A 17,002-nucleotide genomic window follows, 5' to 3' on the forward strand; every position below is an offset into this window, starting at 1 on the left:
TGCGGAGATGGTCGGGATCTAGGCTGAATCTCCATCGCACGGGTAGGAAGCCGATCATCATGCACGCAACAGTCACCGACCACCGGGCCGAAGTCGCAGTGCTGCACCTCCGCGGCGAACTCGACGCCGACACCGCCGGTCAGTTGCATGCCACCCTGGCCGGCCTCCTGGAGAGGCCGGTGCCCCGCATCGTGGTCGACCTGACCGCCCTCAAGTTCTGCGACTCGATCGGACTCAGCGCCTTCATCGTCAGCAAGCAGGTGATCGCCTCGCGCGGCGGCTGGCTGAGCTTCGCCGGTGCCGACCCGTTCCTGGCGCAACTCCTGGAAACGGTCGGGCTGAGCCGCTACTTCGCCATCTTTCCCGAGGTCGACGACGCGATAGCGGCCGCCCGGATCTAGATCGATACGGGGCCGTCACCACGTACGCCCGAGTCATTGATAACCTCCCCTGCCAAGATCCATGTCGGGCGGGGGTCATCGTGAGACGTCGGGGTGCCGCCCTGTTGGGCGGCCTGCTGTTCCTTCTGGGCCTGCCGGTCACCGGGCCCGCCGCACCGGCGCTGGCCGCCGGATGCGGCACGCTGGCTGTGGGTTCGTTCGGTGACCTCGCCGCCGCCCAACTGGCACAGGGCGAGCTGACACCGGGTACGACCGCCTGCCGCACCATCGACGCGGCGGCCGGTGCCCACGTGGTCCGGTTGGTCGAGTCCACGACGATCTCCCAGATCGCCTGGGCGCTCACCGGCCCCGGCGGCTACACCTGCGAGAGCACCACCGTCCCCGTCGAGTGTGACCTGCCGTCCGCCGGCACCTACACGCTGAACCTGAGCAGCCCGGACCACTTCGACGCGCCGTCCGCCTACACGGCCGCCCTGATCCGGCTGAACTCCGCCGACGGCTGCGCGCCCGCGGTCGGCACGTCCTGGGCCACCCCGGACGTCACCTTCCAACCGGCGACCGGTGTGGAGATCCTCTGTCAGCCGATCACCACGACCCCGGGCGAGCGGGTCGTCGTCGCCTCCACCGGCGACCGCCACTGGTTCGCCGACGCGGCCGCCGACCCGGTCTGCGGCCGGCCGCAGTACTTCGTGCCCGAGGACGGCTGTGTGCTCCCGGGGGCCGGTCCGTACCGGATCCTGAGCGAAGCGGCCGGCACCGCACCGATCACGGTCCGGATCGGCGGCCTCACCGCTCCGGTCGGCTGCCCGGTCGTCGAGCCGGCCCGGTTCGGCACGGTGCCGGGCCCGGTGGCCGGAGGCATCCGCTGCCGGGCGCTCCACGTGCCGGCCGCCGGCCGCTACCTGGTGGGTGCGGTCGGAACCGACTACGCCAAGCAGAGCCACGACCTGTACGCCCCCGACGGCACCCGGATCTGCATCGCGGCTGAGATCTGCGACCTCCGGGCCGGCACCCACACGCTTGTCGCCCGGGCGGCCTGGAACCGCTGGGACGAGCAGTTCCGCACCGTCTTCGTGCCGGTCACCGCGGCCGGCTGCGAACCGGTCAGCGACCAGGGCCTGACCACCGGCGCGCACCGGGCGGCGTTCAGCGGACCGGGCCAGACCCACTGCCTCGCCCTGCCCAGCCCGGCCGGCGCCGTGGTCAGCCTGATCCGGCCGCCCCGGACCGACGGCCCCGAGCCCAGCGCCCGGCTGATCGACGCGACCGGCGCGGTCGTCGACTGCGGTACGGCCGCCTGCACCCTGAGCGGGCCGGCCCCGTACCGGCTGCTGCTCGCCCCGGTCCGGGGCGCCGTGGACGGTGACCACACCGCCGCCTACGGGCTGGCCGCCCAGCGGATCGACCGGGACACCGGCTGCCCGGTCCTGCCGGCCGGAACCGACGGCGCCACCGTGACCACCACCGCCGACCGGATCGCCGCCTGCTACACCGTGACCGGGACCGGCGCCCTCACCACGCTCGCCTTCACCCGGACGGCCGGAACCGCCGGTGCCGCCCTGAACGTGCTCGACGCGGCCGGTGCCGTCGTCTGCGGCCAGCCGTTCACGGCCGGCCAGGTCTACGCGGAGCGGGTCGTCCGCTGCCGGCTCGCCGCCGCCGAGGACTACACGGTCATGCTGCGGGTGGCCGCCGTCGGCTCGACCTACCGGATGACCCGCACCGACGACACCCCGGCCTACCACCTCGGCTCGGTGTCACCGGCCGCCCTGCCGAACGACAGAGCCGCCACCGTCGTGCTGACCGGTACCGGGTTCGGCTCCTCCGACCGGATCCAGCTCACCCGGGCCGGCGCGTCACCGATCCAGGCGCAGGTGCTGACCGTCGGCACCGGCGGTGCCAGTGTCACCGTGCGGGCCGACGTCACCGGCGTGGCACCCGGCGCCTGGGACGTCGTCGCCACCTCCGGGCTCCGGCCGGTCACCGTCACGCTCGCCGGCGGAGTCACCGTGCGGGCCGCCCGGCTCGGCGTCGTCCGGGCGCCGTCGGTCAGCGGCACCGCCCGGGTCGGCGCGACGGTCCGGGTCGCGCAAGGCACGTGGAGCCCGGCACCCGGCTCGTACGGCTACCAGTGGGCTGCCGGTGGGGTGGCGATCAAGGGAGCGACCGGGGCGGCGTACGTCATCCCCGCCGCCCTCCGCGGGAAACGGCTCACGGTGACCGTGACCGCCAGGCGTGCCCATCGGGCTGACACGCCGGTGTCGTCGGCTGGGGTGACCGTCGGATACGGCGCGGCGCCCAGGGCGACCGCCCGGCCGAAGATCACCGGGACGGCCAGGGTGGGGAAGAGTGTCAAGGCCTCGGTCGGCGTGTGGTCGCCCGGGGCGACGTCCTATCGGTACGAGTGGCGCGTCAACGGCAAGCTGGTGGCCACGTCGGCGTCGGCAAAGCTGAAGAAGGCGTGGGCCGGTAGGAAGCTGACCGTGACCGTGGTCGCCCAGCGGACCGGTCACTACTACGGCCGTGCGACAAGCGGCACCGTCAAGATCAAGAAGTAGCTCTTCAGACCGGGAGTGGTTCGCCGGACCGGGAGTAGTTCGCCGGAACGGAAGTAGCTCTCCGGAACGAAAGAGGCGAGGGCCGGCTCCGATCGGGAGCCGGCCCTCGCCCGCACTGTTTTCAGGACCGAGGATAGACCCACCTCACCGGCCGTTGATACGCGGGGCACAACGGGTGAAGGCCGGACCCTGGGGTCCGGCCTTCAACGTCTGCCCTGTTCAGGCTGGCGGAGGATACGAGATTCGAACTCGTGAGGGGTTTCCCCCAACACGCTTTCCAATTCTGTGTCTCTCCGTCCGTCCGCTTCCATACCTGCACGTCTCAAGGGCTGAGGTGGGGCAACCGGATGTCTCCGGTCATCAGCGGTCGAGCCCGAACGAGACGGAGACCGAGACGGGCTGACGCCGTCGACCTAGGTAGATCGACCGGTTCGCAATCCTAGATGCAGCGCCAGAGCTTCGCGGAGTGGCTCCTGCAAGGTGGTGGGAAGCCGCCCCAGGTGCCGGCTGACGCGTGCCACGTCGACGGCGCGAATCTGTTCGATCTGGATCTTGGATTCGGCGGTGAGGCCTGTACCGATCTGATCAGACGCGATCAGCACTTGAAATGGATAGACCTTGGTGACATTGGACGTGATCGGTGCGACCGTGATGACGCCGCGTCCGAACCGTTCTGCGGCACGGTTGGCACCGTCATTGCTGACGATGACCGCGGGCCTGACCTTGTTCGCCTCGCTCCCGGTAGCCGGGTTCAGATCGACTCGCACGATGTCGCCCCACCTCACGAGGCGAGGCCGTCGGCAGTCGTGGTGTCCCACAGAGCCGAGTCGGGGGAGTCGTTCCACTCACTGAACGCCTCTGCGTACTGGTCGGCCAGTCGCCGGTCGCGAAGGAGAGTGACAGCCTCATGGAGGGTCGCGGAGCGATTCGCGCCCTGCTCATCGAGGAACCTGACATCCTCTTCGGGAAGGCTGACACTAATCTTCATGTTCGGATCCTACCAGCGGTAGTACCTTGGGTGCTACCGCTGGTGGCACGATGGCCCCGATCCCGGTAGGGCGGGCAAGTTGGAGTGAGTCTGCGGGGTCATCTAGCGGCCGGCAAACGCCGGTCGAAGCGGCCACAGCAAGAAGGCCGGACCCGCTGGGTCCGGCCTTGCATGTTTCCGCTGGTGAAGCTGGCGGAGGATACGAGATTCGAACTCGTGAGGGGTTTCCCCCAACACGCTTTCCAAGCGTGCGCCCTAGGCCTCTAGGCGAATCCTCCGTGCGCCAGAATACAGACTCTTTCGGTGGGCTCGCCCGCGGGGAGGGGGTCCGTGCGCGGCTGGGGGCGGCCAGGTAGGCTCTTGGTCAGCCCCTCGTGCGGCGTCATCCTGTGAACCTCCCCAGGGCCGGAAGGCAGCAAGGATAAGCGGGCTCTGGCGGGTGCACGGGGGGTCCTTGCTTTCCGGTCACTTCCGGGGCACGTCGTTTGTTCTTGTCGGACCCCCGACGGAGAATGACGCGGTCGTTCAGGAGGTGGCAGGAGTGGCACTCGCCCTCTATCGCAAGTACCGGCCGCGCACCTTCGCCGAGGTCATCGGCCAGGAGCACGTCACCGAGCCGCTGTCGCAGGCGCTGCGCAGCGGGCGTCTCAACCACGCCTATCTCTTCTCGGGTCCACGTGGCTGCGGCAAGACGTCCAGCGCCCGGATCCTGGCCCGCTCGCTCAACTGTGAGCAGGGCCCCACCCCCGACCCGTGCGGGGTGTGCCAGTCCTGCAAGTCGCTGGCCAACGACGGTACCGGCTCGATCGACGTCATCGAGATCGACGCGGCCAGCCACGGTGGTGTCGACGACGCCCGTGAGCTGCGGGAGAAGGCGTTCTTCGCACCGGCCAGCAGCCGCTTCAAGATCTATGTGATCGACGAGGCCCACATGGTCTCGTCGGCCGGCTTCAATGCGCTGCTCAAGCTCGTCGAGGAGCCGCCGGACTATGTGAAGTTCATCTTCGCCACCACCGAGCCCGACAAGGTTCTCGGCACCATCCGCTCGCGGACCCACCACTATCCCTTCCGGTTGATCCCGCCCGCGGTGCTCCGGCCGTACCTTCAGCAGCTCACCGACGCCGAGGGCGTCACCGTCGAGCCGTCGGTGCTTCCGCTGGTCGTGCGGGCCGGCGGGGGCAGCGCCCGGGACAGTCTGTCGATCCTCGACCAGCTGATCGCCGGCTCCGGGTCGGAGGGTGTCACCTACGCCCGTGCCGTCGGCCTTCTCGGCGTCACCGACGTCACCCTCATCGACGAGATGTGCGACGCCATCGCCACCGGTGACGGTGCCGCCGCCTACGCCACCATCGACCGCGTCGCCGAAGCCGGGCACGAGCCCCGCCGCTTCGCGTCCGACCTGCTCGAACGCTTCCGTGACCTGATCATCCTCCAGCAGGTGCCGGACGCGGTCGCCAAAGGCCTGATCGACGGCCCCGCCGACCAGCTGGAGATGATGGCCGGGCAGGCCGCCCGGCTCGGCGCGGCCACGCTCTCCCGCTGCGCGGACATCCTGCACAACGGCCTGGTCGAGATGCGCGGCACGACCGCGCCGCGCCTGCTGCTCGAGCTGGTCACCGCCCGCATGCTGCTGCCGGGCGCGGACGCTTCCGCCTTGCTCCAGCGCCTGGAGAGATTGGAGCGTTCGGGGGTACGAGCTGAGCGCCCCGCTGCGGACACCGGTGTCGCGGCGCCCCGCCCGACGGCCGGTGCCGACAGTGCCGCCGGGGATGGCGGCGGTTCTGCGGGTGTGGGTTCTCACGGTGTTGGCGGTTCTGTCGGTGACGCCGGTGGCGGTTCGCACAGCGGTGGTGGCGGTTCCCAGGGCAGTGGCGGGGTCGGGGGCGGTGGGAAGGCGGCCGCCATGGCTGCTGCCGCCGCTGCCCGGGCGGCGGCCGGCTCCGGTTCCGGTCGTCCGGCCGGCGGTGGGTCCGCGCGGCCGGTTTCACCAGCCGCCCCGACCACGAACTCCTCGGCTCCGACCGCCTCGGCTCCGACCAGCCCGGCCCCGACCAGCCCGGCGGCAGCCGGGGCGGGTCCGACCTCCTCGGCTACGACCGGCCCGATTCACGCCGGTGCGCCGGGAAGCTCCGCTCCGTCCGTTGCTGCGGAGCCGGATTCGCCCGCTGCCGGTGCCGCTGGGACTGTGCCGTCCACCGCTGGGACCGTGCCGTCCGCGGGTCCCGCGGCACCGTCCGGTCCGGTGATGGCTCCGGGGGTGCCTTCGACGGCCGGCGAACCCGGTGGGCACGGCGAACCGGACTGGAACCAGGTCGCTGACGGCGGTCATCCCGACCCGGTCGACTCCGGCGACTACGACGAGGAGCCGCCCTGGGACGACGAACCGGCCCACGACGCGCCGCCCTCACCGCAGCTGGAGAGCCCTCCCGCGGCAAACGCTCAGCCGGAGAGCCGGTCTGCCACTCGCGGGCAGACGGAGAGCCGTCCCGCTGCCAGCGGGCAGACGGAGAGCCGTCCCGCTGCCAGCGGGCAGACGGAGAGCTGTCCCGCCGCCGGCGTGCAGCCGGAAGACCACCTGGGGGCCGGGGCGACCGGCGGTGACGGCGGTGACAGCGGCGAGCCGGTCGACGAGCGATCGGAGCGGGTTCGCGCCGCGTGGCACACCCTCGGTCAGCAGCAGCCGAAGGTGCGGGCCATGCAGGAGTACGGCATCGGCATCCGCGACGTCGAGGGTGACACCGTCGTGTTCGCCGCGCCGACCCAGGCGCTCGTGGATCGGTTCCTGAACTGGCGCGAGGCGATCGCCACCGAGTTCCGTAAGTCTCCGGGCGGCGAGTGGCGGATCCGTTGTGAGGTCGGCGAGGCCGGTCCGGCCCGGGGACCGTCGCGAGCCGACGGCCGTGACCAGCCGGCGGGTCGTCGCCCGTCCGGTGGTTCCGAACGCCCGGCCCCGCAAGCAGCCGCCGCCGCGTCGGCGCCGGAACGCAACACGGGCCGCACCGAGTCACGCCCGTCCCGGCCGCAGCGGCCCCCGGCCGCGGACGCCGACGAGGATTGGCCGGCGGCGGCATCTCCCGCCGTCCCGGCAAACCCCAACGCCGTCGACCGGCCGGCACCGGCGCGGCCGGAGGCGTCTCGACCGGAGGCGTCTCGGCCGGAGGCGTCTCGGCCGGAGGCGTCTCGGCCGGGCTCCACGCCTGCGACTGAGGGTGGCGGTTCCGGCTGGCCGGAGCCGGCCCGTCCGGGTGGCGGCGCCTCGGCCGATGCGGATACCGGCTGGCCCGAACCGGCGCGCCCGGGTGGCGCGAGGTCCGTGGCGGCACCGAGTGACGATTCCGGGTGGCCGGAGCCGGCTCGGCCCGGTGGGGCGGCAGCCGCCGATGCGGATACCGCATGGCCCGAGCCTGTGCGGCCCGGTTCGGCAGCGGCGAATGCGACCGGTGCCACGGCCCGGGCGCCGGGGGATGCCTCGGCGGAGAGTTGGCCCGAGCCTGCCCGGCCGGGAGCGGGCGCGTCTGTCGCCGGAGCAGGTCCGGCCTCTGCGGTGACGCGGGGTGGACCGGCGGCGCCGGTTTCCGGTGGTGGCGGGCTCGGCGGTGGCTCGGCATTCGGCGGGGCGGCAGTTCCGGCTGCTCCGCAGAGCGCTACTCACCAAGGCGCGGTTTCACCGGGCGCTACTCATCAAGGCGCGGTTCCACCGGGCGCTACTCACCAAGGCGCGGTTTCGCCGGGTGCGGCGGCACCGGCAGCGGCGGCGGCGCCACGGAGTGCTGCGGCACCGGCGGCGGTACCACAGGCATCACATAGTGCTGCGGCACCACGGAGCGCTGCCGCGCCGGCCAGGTCGGCTGCGATGGAGGCGGCCCGGGCGGCTGCGCGTACCGGAGTCGAGGGTTCCAGTGGCGCGGCGGCCGCGCGGGCCGCATTGGCCAACGCCCGCAGTGGCGGGGCCGCGCCTCCGGCGGGTCGCGCGGCGCCGAACCGCCCGGCCGTGGCGGCCGGAGGTGGTGCGGCACGCTCCTGGTCGGACGCCCCGCCGGTCGAGGAGGCGCCCTACGACCCGGAGTATGACGGCCCGCCCACCGCCTACGAGGGTTTCGACCCGGGGGACGAGCCGCTCGACGACGTGATCGACGAGAAGACCGCGCGGCAGAGCAGCGAGGAACTGGCCATGCAGTTGCTCCGGGAGGCGTTCGGCGCGGAGAAGATCGCCGAACTCTGACCGGTGCCGGCGAAACCGAGGCGTCGAAGGACCCGGCGACCTGGGCATGCAGGTCGCCGGTGGAGCATCCACCGGTCATCGGCAGCATGCTGATGCCCACGGCCACGTCCCGTCGGCCCGAAGGGCGTCACCGGGGCGCCCGGTGCGAGCGCCGGACGGGCGGGCGTGGTTGTCGTGGCGCCGCAGCGGGCATGGATCGGGTGGCGGCTACGCTGGCGCGGTAACTTCGACCGCCGCGCCGTATCGACGGTGGACAACTGACCGACTAGACGAGGAGCGGTGCCATGCGGCCCGGTGCACAGCCCAACATGCAGCAGCTCATGAAGCAGGCGCAGAAGATGCAGGAGCAGGTCGCCCGGGCGCAGGCCGAGCTGGCCGAGGCCGAGCTGTCCGCGACCGCCGGCAACGGCCTGGTGACCGTGGTGATCACCGGTCTGGGTGAGTTCAAGTCGGTGAAGATCGACCCGAAGGTGGTCGACGCGGACGACGTGGAGACGCTGGAGGACCTGGTGCTCGCGGCGATCCACAGCGCGGCCGAGAAGCAGCGTGAGCTGGCCGAGACGAAGATGGGCCCGGCGACCGGCGGCCTCTCCCTGCCGGGGTTCTGATCCCGTGTATGAAGGCGCCATCCAGGATTTGATCGATGAGCTGGGCCGGCTTCCGGGTGTGGGCCCGAAGTCGGCGCAGCGCATCGCCTTTCACGTCCTCTCCGCGGATCCGGCTGATGTGAATCGGCTGGCCACCGCGCTGCGCAAGGTCAAGGACCTGGTGCGTTTCTGTACGACCTGCTTCAACGTGGCCGAGTCGGAGCAGTGCCGGGTCTGCCGGGATCCGCGCCGCACCAACGAGGTGTTGTGTGTGGTGGAGGAGCCGAAGGACGTCGTGGCGATCGAGCGCACCGGCGAGTTCCGGGGGCGTTATCACGTGCTCGGCGGGGCGATCAACCCGCTGGAGGGCATCGGGCCGGACAACCTGAAGATCCGGGAGCTGCTGTTCCGGGTGGGGACCGGTGAGGTCAAGGAGCTGATCCTGGCCACCGACCCGAACACGGAGGGTGAGGCCACGGCGACCTATCTGGCGCTGCTGATCAAACCGATGGGCCTCACGGTGACCAGGTTGGCCAGTGGTCTGCCGGTCGGCGGTGACTTGGAGTATGCCGACGAGATCACGCTGGGTCGAGCTTTCGAGGGGCGGCGCGCCGTCTGAGCGCTCTGTGCCGGGGTGGTTGCGTTACGAAGCAGCCTTGTAACAACACGATTGGATACCAACGGCTCCCAGGAAACTTACCGGGCCGTTAATGTCCGTCGCATCGGTGGCACACTCCACCGCGTTGACCACCCCACAAGGCAGAGGTGAAGCACGATGCGTACATCGAGGCGGAGGGCCGCTATCGCGGTTGCCGCAGTCGCTGTTCTGGCAGCTTCCGGCTGCGCCGAGAGCGAGCGTGACGGATCTGGTGGCAACACCGCCGTCAAGGACACGCTGGTCTTCGGTGTCGCCGGTGACCCCAAGGTGCTGGACCCGAGCCTCGCCAGCGACGGTGAGTCGCTGCGCGTCGCCCGGCAGATCTTCGAGACGCTGGTGCGCCCGGAGGAGGGCGGCACCAAGGCGTCGCCCGGTCTGGCGGAGAGCTGGACCCCGGATGCGGCCGGCACCACCTGGACGTTCAAGCTCCGGTCCGGCGTGAAGTTCCACGACGGCACCGACTTCAACGCCGAGGCGGTCTGTGCGAACTTCGACCGTTGGTACAACTCGACCGGTCTGATGCAGAGCCCGGACGTCACGCCGTACTGGCAGGACGTGATGGGTGGCTTCGCGAAGAACGAGAGCGCCGAGCTGCCGCCGAGCCTCTTCAAGTCGTGCACCGCCAAGGACGCCACGACCGTGGACATGGCGTTCACCCGGGTCACCAGCAAGATCCCGTCGGCGCTCATGCTGCCGTCGTTCGCGATCCACAGCCCGGCCGCCCTCAAGCAGTACGAGGCGTCGAACATCACCGGCACCGCCGACGACATCAAGTACCCGTCGTACGCGATGGAGCACCCGACCGGCACCGGCCCGTTCAAGTTCAAGACCTGGGACAAGCCGAACAAGTCGCTGACCATCGAGCGGAACGACGCCTACTGGGGCGACAAGGCGAAGCTGAAGACCATCGTCTTCCGTACGATCTCCGACGAGAACGCCCGTAAGCAGGCGCTGCGCTCCGGCGACATCCAGGGCTTCGACCTGGTCGGCCCGGCGGACGTGGAGCCGCTGAAGGGCGAGGGCTTCAACGTCCTCACCCGTCCGGCGTTCAACATCCTCTACATGGCGATCAACCAGAAGGGCAACCCGGCGCTGGCCAAGCCCGAGGTTCGCCAGGCGATCTCGTACGCGATCAACCGTCAGGCCCTGGTCGACTCGAAGCTGCCCCCGGGCGCCAAGGCCGCCAGCCAGTTCATGCCGGACACGGTCGAGGGCTGGAACGCGGACGTCAAGAAGTACGACTACAACGTCGAGGAAGCCAAGAAGCTGCTGGCCGCGGCCGGTGCGAGCAACCTCAAGCTGAAGTTCCACTACCCGACCGAGGTCACCCGGCCGTACATGCCGAGCCCGAAGGACATCTACGAGCTGCTCGCGGCCGACCTGAAGGCGGTCGGTATCGAGGTCGAGGGCATTCCGCTGAAGTGGAGCCCGGACTACCTCAACGCCACCACCTCGGGTAGCGCGCACGACCTGCACCTGCTGGGCTGGACCGGTGACTACGGTGACGCCTACAACTTCATCGGCACCATGTTCGACCGGCAGAAGGACGAGTGGGGCTTCAACAACGCGCCTCTCTTCGCCCAGTTCAAGGACGCCGACAGCACGGCCGACCAGGCCCAGCGGGTGGAGAAGTACAAGGCTCTGAACGCCGCGATCGCGGAGTTCGCGCCGGGTGTCCCGATCTCGCACTCGCCGCCGGCGATCGTCTTCGGTAAGGGCCTCACCGGCATCACGCCGAGCCCGCTGACCGACGAGCGCTTCGTCGGGGCCACCTTCTCCTGAGCCGTAGCCGTAATCCGGCATCTTCCTATTGCTCTACCGGCGGGCGGGCGTCATACCCTGACGCTCGCCCGCTGTCGACCTCCCACCTTACGAGGCGGCCTTGATTCGGTTCATCGTGCGACGACTGCTACAGCTGATTCCGACGCTGTTCGGTCTGTCGATTCTTCTGTTCATCTGGTTGCGCCGCCTGCCCGGCGGCCCCGAGACCGCGATCCTCGGTGAGCGCGGCACCCCGGAGCTGCGTGCGCAGATCCGGAAGAACCTGGGCTTGGACGAGCCGCTGCTGATCCAGTACGGCCGGTTCATGAAGCGCATGCTCAAGCTCGACCTGGGCACCTCGATCTCGACGAAGCGCGAGGTCATGACGGAGTTCCTGGAGCGTTTCCCGGGGACCGTCGAACTCACCATCACCGCGATGATCATCGCGATCGGCGTCGGCATCCCGCTGGGCTACCTGGCCGCCCGCCGCCGTGGCAGCTTTCTGGACAGCGCCTCGGTGGGTGGTTCACTGATCGGCATCTGTGTCCCGGTCTTCTTCCTGGCGTACGTGCTGAAGGCGATCTTCTCGGAGAACCTGCAGCTGTTCCCGTCCAGTGGACGGCAGGATCCGACGCTCGGTGCCACGCGTATCACCAACTTCTTCGTCCTGGACGGGCTGATGACCCGGGAGTGGGATGCCGCGCTCGACGCACTGTGGCATCTGATCCTGCCCGGCATCGCGCTGGCCAGCATTCCGCTGGCGATCATCGTGCGGATCACCCGGGCCAGCGTGCTCGAGGTGCTGAGCGAGGACTACGTCCGGACGGCCCAGTCGAAGGGCCTGAACGAGCGTACGATCCGGGGCCGGCACATCCTGCGCAACGCGATGCTGCCGATCGTCACGGTGATCGGCCTGCTCACCGGTGGCCTGCTCTCCGGCGCGGTGCTGACCGAGACGGTGTTCGCATTCAGCGGCATCGGAGCGTTCCTCTACGAGGCGATCAGCAACCGTGACTATCCGGTGCTGATGGGCTTCATCATGATCATTGCGGTCTTCTACGTCCTGGTGAACCTGCTGGTCGACGTGTCGTACAGCCTGATCGACCCGAGGGTGAGGGTCCGATGAGCACCAAGACCGACAAGATCGACCGCCTCGGCGAACTGACCGCGGCGAAGCAGGACGAGCACGGCGTCAGCCTGTGGACCGAAGCGTTCCGCCGGGTGCGCCGCAACCCGACCGCCCTGGTCGGGATCGCGATTCTGGTGATCTTCGTGTTGGTGGCGATCATCGGACCGTGGGTGGCCCCGTACTCGCCGACCGATTTCATCGGCAAAGGCGAGGTCAGGTCTGGGCAGGGCATCATTCCGGGCCCGTCCGCCGAACACTGGCTCGGCTACGACCATCAAGGCCGGGACGAGCTCAGCCGGCTGCTGGTCGGCGCCCGCCAGACGCTGCTGGTCGGCATCATCTCCACGCTGATCGGTCTCACCATCGGCGCGCTGGTCGGTGGCATCGCCGGTGCCGCCGCCGGCCTCGGCGGCCGGGTCGGCCGGGCCGTCGACTCGGTGCTGATGCGCATCGTCGACATGCTGCTGGCCCTGCCGAGCCTGCTGCTGGCGGTCAGCATCGCCGCTCTGCTCGGCGCGAGCCTGACCACCGTGATGATCGCGGTCGGCGTGGTCTCGGTGCCGATCTTCGCGCGCTTGCTGCGCGGCGCCATGGTGGCGCAGGCCAACAGCGACTACGTGCTGGCGGCCACCTCGCTGGGCGTGAAGCGCACCAAGATCGCGATCGGGCACATCCTGCCGAACTCGCTGGCTCCGGTGATCGTGCAGGCGACCCTGACCCTGGCCACCGCGATCATCGAGGCGGCGGCCCTGTCCTTCCTCGGCCTGGGCAACCCGGACTCGGCGACCCCGGAGTGGGGTCTGATGCTCGCCGAGGCGCAGCGATTCCTGGACATCCGGCCCGGCCTGGCGATCTATCCGGCGCTGGGCATCATCATCACCGCGCTCGGTTTCACCCTGCTCGGTGAGGCGATGCGCGAGGCCCTCGACCCGAAACTGCGGAAGTGAGGCCGCGATGCCACTGCTCGATGTAAAGGATCTGTCCGTCACCTTCGCGCGACGCGGTCAGCGCACCGTACGGGCGGTCGACGGGGTGTCGTTCTCGGTCGAGGCCGGTGAGGTCGTCGGCCTGGTCGGCGAGTCCGGCTGCGGCAAGAGCGTCACGTCGCTGGCACTGATGGGGCTGCTGCCGAAGCAGCGTGGCGTGACCATCGGCGGTTCCGCGATGTTCGGTGACACCGACCTGCTCAAGACCGACGAGCGGACGATGCGCGACATCCGGGGCCGGGACGTCGCGATGATCTTCCAGGATCCGCTGTCCTCGCTGAACCCGGTCATCCCGATCGGCATCCAGGTGACCGAGGTCCTGACCCGGCACCGCGGCCTGACCGGCGCGAAGGCCACCGCGGAGGCCACCGACCTGCTCAACCGGGTCGGCATCCCGGACCCGACGCGGCGCCTCAAGGAGTACCCGCACCAGCTCTCCGGCGGTATGCGGCAGCGGGCGCTGATCGCCATGGCGGTCGCCTGTGCGCCGAAGCTGCTGATCGCCGACGAGCCGACCACCGCGTTGGACGTGACCATTCAGGCGCAGATCCTGGAGTTGCTGCGCGGCCTGGTCCGTGACTCCGGGACCGCGCTCGTCATGATTACGCACGACCTGGGTGTGGTGGCCGGCATGTGCGACACGGTCAACGTGCTCTACGCCGGCCGGGTCGTCGAGTCGGCCCGCCGCAAGCCGTTGTTCGCCGACCCGCGGCACCCGTACACCACGGGTCTGCTCGGTTCGGTCCCGCGTCTCGACGCCGGCAAGGGCGAGCGGCTGCACGCGATCCGCGGCTCGGTGCGCGATGTCCTGCCGTGGCCGGACGGGTGCGCCTTCGCCCCGCGGTGCGACCGCCGCGTCGACGCCTGTGTCGGGGAGCCCCCGGCGCTGGTCGAGGGTGTGCACCGGCACGCGTACCGCTGTGTCAATCCCGAGTCGCGGACCGTGGAGGTGCCGTCGTGACCGAAACGCTGGTCGAGGTCGACGACCTCAAAGTGCATTTCCCGATCAAGCGCGGTGTCTTCCTGGACCGGGTGGTCGGGCACGTCAAGGCGGTCGACGGTGTCGACCTGCGGATCAACAAGGGCGAGACGTACGGGCTGGTCGGCGAGTCCGGCTGCGGCAAGTCGACGCTGGGCCGCGCGTTGTTGCAGCTCACCCCGCCGACCGGGGGCCGGGTGAACTTCGACGGCACCGAGTTGACCACCCTGCCCGCCAAGCAGCTCCGGTCGATGCGCCGGCGCATGCAGATGATCTTCCAGGACCCGATGTCCAGCCTGGACCCGCGGCAGAACGTCGAGTCGATCCTCACCGAGGGCCTCCAGGCACACGGCCTCGGCGGCGACCGGACCGAGCGACGGAAGATCATCGCCAAGTCACTGGACGCGGTCGGCCTGCCGCAGTGGGCGCTGTCGCGCTACCCGCACGAGTTCTCCGGCGGTCAGCGGCAGCGCATCGGCATCGCCCGGGCCGTGGTGCTCAACCCGGACCTGATCGTCGCCGACGAGCCGGTCTCGGCGCTGGACGTCTCCATCCAGGCACAGGTGATCAACCTGCTGGAGGATCTGCAGGAGGAACTGGGCCTGACCTACCTGGTGATCGCCCACGACCTGGCGGTCGTCAAACACATCTCCGACACGGTCGGCGTCATGTACCTGGGCGCCCTGGTCGAGGAGGCGTCGAGCGACGACCTGTACCGCCAGCCGCTGCACCCGTACACGCGGGCGCTGATGTCGGCGGTCCCGGTGCCCGACCCCGAGATCGAGGACCGGCGGGAACGCATCCTGCTCGCCGGTGATCTGCCGTCACCGGCGAACCCGCCGACCGGCTGCCGGTTCCACACGCGATGCCCGTGGGCGCAGCCCACCAGGTGCCGCGACGAACGGCCGGGCCTGCGGATCATCGGCACCGGCACGCACCGGGTGGCCTGCCACTGGGCGGAGCAGATCGAGTCCGGCGAGATCCGGTCGCACGCGGTGAAGGCCGAGCTCATCGCGGACGGCGCCGGGGCGAGGGACGCCCACGGCGCCCTGGAGACCGCGTTGGAGACGCCCGGCGGTCCGGTGGTCTGACACCATTCATGGGTACGCGACGAGGCCGCTCCGGATTCGGGGCGGCCTCCTGTCGTACCCGAGGAGGGTCTCAGAACCAGCGGATCTCGGGAGATCGGTGGAATCGGACGCCGTCGCGGACCCACCGCGGGCCGTAGGCCCCGAGACGTGCACGGAACGAGTTCCAGTCGTGTGTGGCGCGGGGGGACCAGCCGAGTTCGGCGATCGCGACCAGGCGGGGGAAGGCCAGGAACTCGATGTCGTCCTGGGTGCGCAGGGTCTCCGACCAGAGGGGCGCCTCGACGCCGAGGATGCTCGGCTCCGGGATGCCGGGGAGCAGGGTCGCCGGATCCCAGCCGTAGGCGGTGCTCACCTCGATCGCGCCGGCCCAGTCGAGACCGCCGGGTGTGAGCAGGTCGTACTCCATGTCCAGGTAGGTGCGGTTCGCGGGCGACATGATCAGTTTCGCGCCGGCGGCGACCGCGGTGGCCACCGACGGGTGGTTGCGTTCCCGGCCCCAGAACTGCAGCACCGCGCCGGTGGCGGCCGGCGACTGCCCGATCTCGTGCCAGCCGTACGGGATCTTGCCGTATTTGTGGACCAGCGGGAGCACCCGGCGCTGGAAGGCCAGGTAGCTGCCGTGCGAGGTGGCGAACGTCTCGTCACCGCCGATGTGCAGGTACGGGCCGGGCGTCATCTCGGCCAGTTCCCGGATGACGTCCTCGACGAACCGGTAGGTGACCTCCTCGCCGACGCAGAGGGTGCTGTAACCGACCCGCATGTCGGTACGCCGTCGCGGCGCCACACCGTCGCAGGTCAGCTCGGGATAGGCGGTCTGGGCGGCGTTCACATGACCGGGCATGTCGATCTCGGGGACGATCGTGACGTTCCGGTCGGCGGCGTAACGGACCAGGTCCCGGTAGTCCTGCTTGGTCAGGAAGCCGCCGCCGTGACCGCCCACCCCGGTCCCGGGCGCGCCGCCGATCTCGGTCAGCTTCGGCCACGCGTCGATCCGGATCCGCCAGCCCTGGTCGTCGCTCAGGTGCAGATGCAGGTGGTTGATCTTGAACCGGCTGATCCGGTCGATGTGGGTGCGGATCTCGTCCGGCGTGGGGAAGTGGCGCGCCAGGTCGAGCATTGTGCCGCGGTAGGCGTACCGCGGCCGGTCGGTGATGGTCCCACCCGGGACGATCCACTGTCGGCGTTGCGGGACGTCCGCCTCGATCGCCGGCGGCAGCAGCTGGCGCAGCGTCTGCACCCCGTTGAAGAGCCCGGCCCGCTCGGTCGCGAGCAGCTCCACACTCTCCCGGCGGATCACCAGCCGATAGCCCTCGTCACCGTGGCCCGGCTCCAGCCGCAGGAGGACGGCGTTCCTCGACGGCCGCGTCACGACCGGCAGGACGAAGCCGGTCGCGGGTCGCAGGATCGCCGCGAGCTGCCCGGCGACGTCGCCGGAACCGACGATCACGGTGTCCTCGGTGATCTGGAAGTCGTCGCCCGGCGCCGGCACCGCGTCGGCCACCGCGGGAAGGACACCGGTCAGGGCGATCGGCACACGTTCCCGGAACGAGGCCACCGAGGCCGTCGCGGTGACCAGAGGCAGGGCCACGACCAGGGCGAGGGTCAGGCGGAAGAGACGCACCCGCCCGACCGTAGCCAGCGC

At 70.2% G+C, this 17,002-nt stretch carries 13 protein-coding genes, 1 tRNA gene, 1 other RNA gene and 1 pseudogene; 12 read left to right on the top strand and 4 right to left on the bottom strand.

Annotated elements, in window-relative coordinates:
• Nucleotides 1-59: 59 nt before the first annotated feature.
• The gene (locus BC793_RS21320; protein ID WP_109594910.1) at nucleotides 60-401 is read left to right on the top strand and encodes an STAS domain-containing protein; all 342 of its coding nucleotides are present in this window, start codon (nucleotides 60-62) and stop codon (nucleotides 399-401) included.
• Nucleotides 402-481: 80 nt separating this feature from the next.
• Nucleotides 482-2,959: a hypothetical protein gene (locus tag BC793_RS21325; RefSeq protein ID WP_146246380.1), complete on the top strand. Its 2,478-nt coding sequence runs from the start codon at nucleotides 482-484 to the stop codon at nucleotides 2,957-2,959.
• Nucleotides 2,960-3,372: 413 nt separating this feature from the next.
• On the opposite strand, the gene BC793_RS21330 is transcribed toward BC793_RS21325, so the two are convergent.
• The 3 genes from BC793_RS21330 to BC793_RS21340 all read right to left on the bottom strand — a co-directional run bounded on the left by BC793_RS21330 (nucleotide 3,373) and on the right by BC793_RS21340 (nucleotide 4,225).
• Nucleotides 3,373-3,726: a type II toxin-antitoxin system PemK/MazF family toxin gene (locus BC793_RS21330; RefSeq protein ID WP_203896327.1), complete on the bottom strand. Its 354-nt coding sequence runs from the start codon at nucleotides 3,724-3,726 to the stop codon at nucleotides 3,373-3,375.
• Nucleotides 3,727-3,740: 14 nt separating this feature from the next.
• Nucleotides 3,741-3,947 carry an antitoxin gene (locus tag BC793_RS21335; RefSeq protein WP_109594916.1) on the bottom strand — a complete coding sequence of 69 codons (207 nt, stop codon included), beginning with the start codon at nucleotides 3,945-3,947 and terminating at the stop codon, nucleotides 3,741-3,743.
• 190 nt (nucleotides 3,948-4,137) lie between these two features.
• Nucleotides 4,138-4,225 (bottom strand) — tRNA-Ser (locus tag BC793_RS21340).
• A gap of 85 nt (nucleotides 4,226-4,310) precedes the next feature.
• On the opposite strand from BC793_RS21340, the gene ffs reads away from it, so the two are divergent.
• From ffs to BC793_RS21385, 10 genes and pseudogenes are all read left to right on the top strand, one after another.
• Nucleotides 4,311-4,406: signal recognition particle sRNA small type (gene ffs, locus BC793_RS21345), an RNA gene on the top strand.
• A gap of 82 nt (nucleotides 4,407-4,488) precedes the next feature.
• Nucleotides 4,489-6,114: pseudogene (locus tag BC793_RS52835) on the top strand (DNA polymerase III subunit gamma and tau); the annotation flags it as partial.
• A 1,429-nt stretch (nucleotides 6,115-7,543) separates the two neighbouring features.
• Nucleotides 7,544-8,077: a pentapeptide repeat-containing protein gene (locus BC793_RS52840; protein WP_428839527.1), complete on the top strand. Its 534-nt coding sequence runs from the start codon at nucleotides 7,544-7,546 to the stop codon at nucleotides 8,075-8,077.
• A gap of 376 nt (nucleotides 8,078-8,453) precedes the next feature.
• Nucleotides 8,454-8,777 carry a YbaB/EbfC family nucleoid-associated protein gene (locus tag BC793_RS21355; protein ID WP_109594920.1) on the top strand — a complete coding sequence of 108 codons (324 nt, stop codon included), beginning with the start codon at nucleotides 8,454-8,456 and terminating at the stop codon, nucleotides 8,775-8,777.
• 4 nt (nucleotides 8,778-8,781) lie between these two features.
• Nucleotides 8,782-9,375, top strand: a complete 594-nt coding sequence (gene recR, locus BC793_RS21360) for a recombination mediator RecR (RefSeq protein ID WP_093619379.1) — start codon at nucleotides 8,782-8,784, stop codon at nucleotides 9,373-9,375.
• A 156-nt stretch (nucleotides 9,376-9,531) separates the two neighbouring features.
• A complete protein-coding gene (locus tag BC793_RS21365; RefSeq protein ID WP_109594922.1) occupies nucleotides 9,532-11,196 on the top strand; it encodes an ABC transporter substrate-binding protein in 1,665 nt (554 codons plus the stop codon).
• Between the two features lie 100 nt (nucleotides 11,197-11,296).
• Nucleotides 11,297-12,301 carry an ABC transporter permease gene (locus BC793_RS21370; protein ID WP_109594924.1) on the top strand — a complete coding sequence of 335 codons (1,005 nt, stop codon included), beginning with the start codon at nucleotides 11,297-11,299 and terminating at the stop codon, nucleotides 12,299-12,301.
• Nucleotides 12,298-13,251, top strand: a complete 954-nt coding sequence (locus BC793_RS21375) for an ABC transporter permease (RefSeq protein WP_109594926.1) — start codon at nucleotides 12,298-12,300, stop codon at nucleotides 13,249-13,251. Before BC793_RS21370 ends, BC793_RS21375 begins: the two co-directional genes overlap by 4 nt.
• Nucleotides 13,252-13,258: 7 nt before the next feature.
• On the top strand, nucleotides 13,259-14,251 hold the full coding sequence (locus BC793_RS21380; protein ID WP_109594928.1) for an ABC transporter ATP-binding protein: 993 nt from the start codon (nucleotides 13,259-13,261) through the stop codon (nucleotides 14,249-14,251).
• Nucleotides 14,248-15,360, top strand: a complete 1,113-nt coding sequence (locus BC793_RS21385) for an ABC transporter ATP-binding protein (RefSeq protein WP_109594930.1) — start codon at nucleotides 14,248-14,250, stop codon at nucleotides 15,358-15,360. Before BC793_RS21380 ends, BC793_RS21385 begins: the two co-directional genes overlap by 4 nt.
• A 70-nt stretch (nucleotides 15,361-15,430) precedes the next feature.
• On the opposite strand, the gene BC793_RS21390 is transcribed toward BC793_RS21385, so the two are convergent.
• Nucleotides 15,431-16,981, bottom strand: a complete 1,551-nt coding sequence (locus BC793_RS21390) for a beta-N-acetylhexosaminidase (protein ID WP_109594932.1) — start codon at nucleotides 16,979-16,981, stop codon at nucleotides 15,431-15,433.
• Nucleotides 16,982-17,002 lie beyond the last annotated feature (21 nt).

Source organism: Actinoplanes xinjiangensis, from assembly GCF_003148685.1.
Classification (GTDB): Bacteria; Actinomycetota; Actinomycetes; order Mycobacteriales; family Micromonosporaceae; genus Actinoplanes; species Actinoplanes xinjiangensis.

What these genes read in the sequence shown, in the direction of transcription:
- BC793_RS21320 (WP_109594910.1), top strand. Translation starts at nt 60, where the DNA reads ATGCACGCAACAGTCACCGACCACCGGGCCGAAGTCGCAGTGCTGCAC.
- BC793_RS21335 (WP_109594916.1), bottom strand. Translation starts at nt 3,947, where the DNA reads ATGAAGATTAGTGTCAGCCTTCCCGAAGAGGATGTCAGGTTCCTCGAT.
- BC793_RS21355 (WP_109594920.1), top strand. Translation starts at nt 8,454, where the DNA reads ATGCGGCCCGGTGCACAGCCCAACATGCAGCAGCTCATGAAGCAGGCG.
- BC793_RS21365 (WP_109594922.1), top strand. Translation starts at nt 9,532, where the DNA reads ATGCGTACATCGAGGCGGAGGGCCGCTATCGCGGTTGCCGCAGTCGCT.
- BC793_RS21375 (WP_109594926.1), top strand. Translation starts at nt 12,298, where the DNA reads ATGAGCACCAAGACCGACAAGATCGACCGCCTCGGCGAACTGACCGCG.
- BC793_RS21380 (WP_109594928.1), top strand. Translation starts at nt 13,259, where the DNA reads ATGCCACTGCTCGATGTAAAGGATCTGTCCGTCACCTTCGCGCGACGC.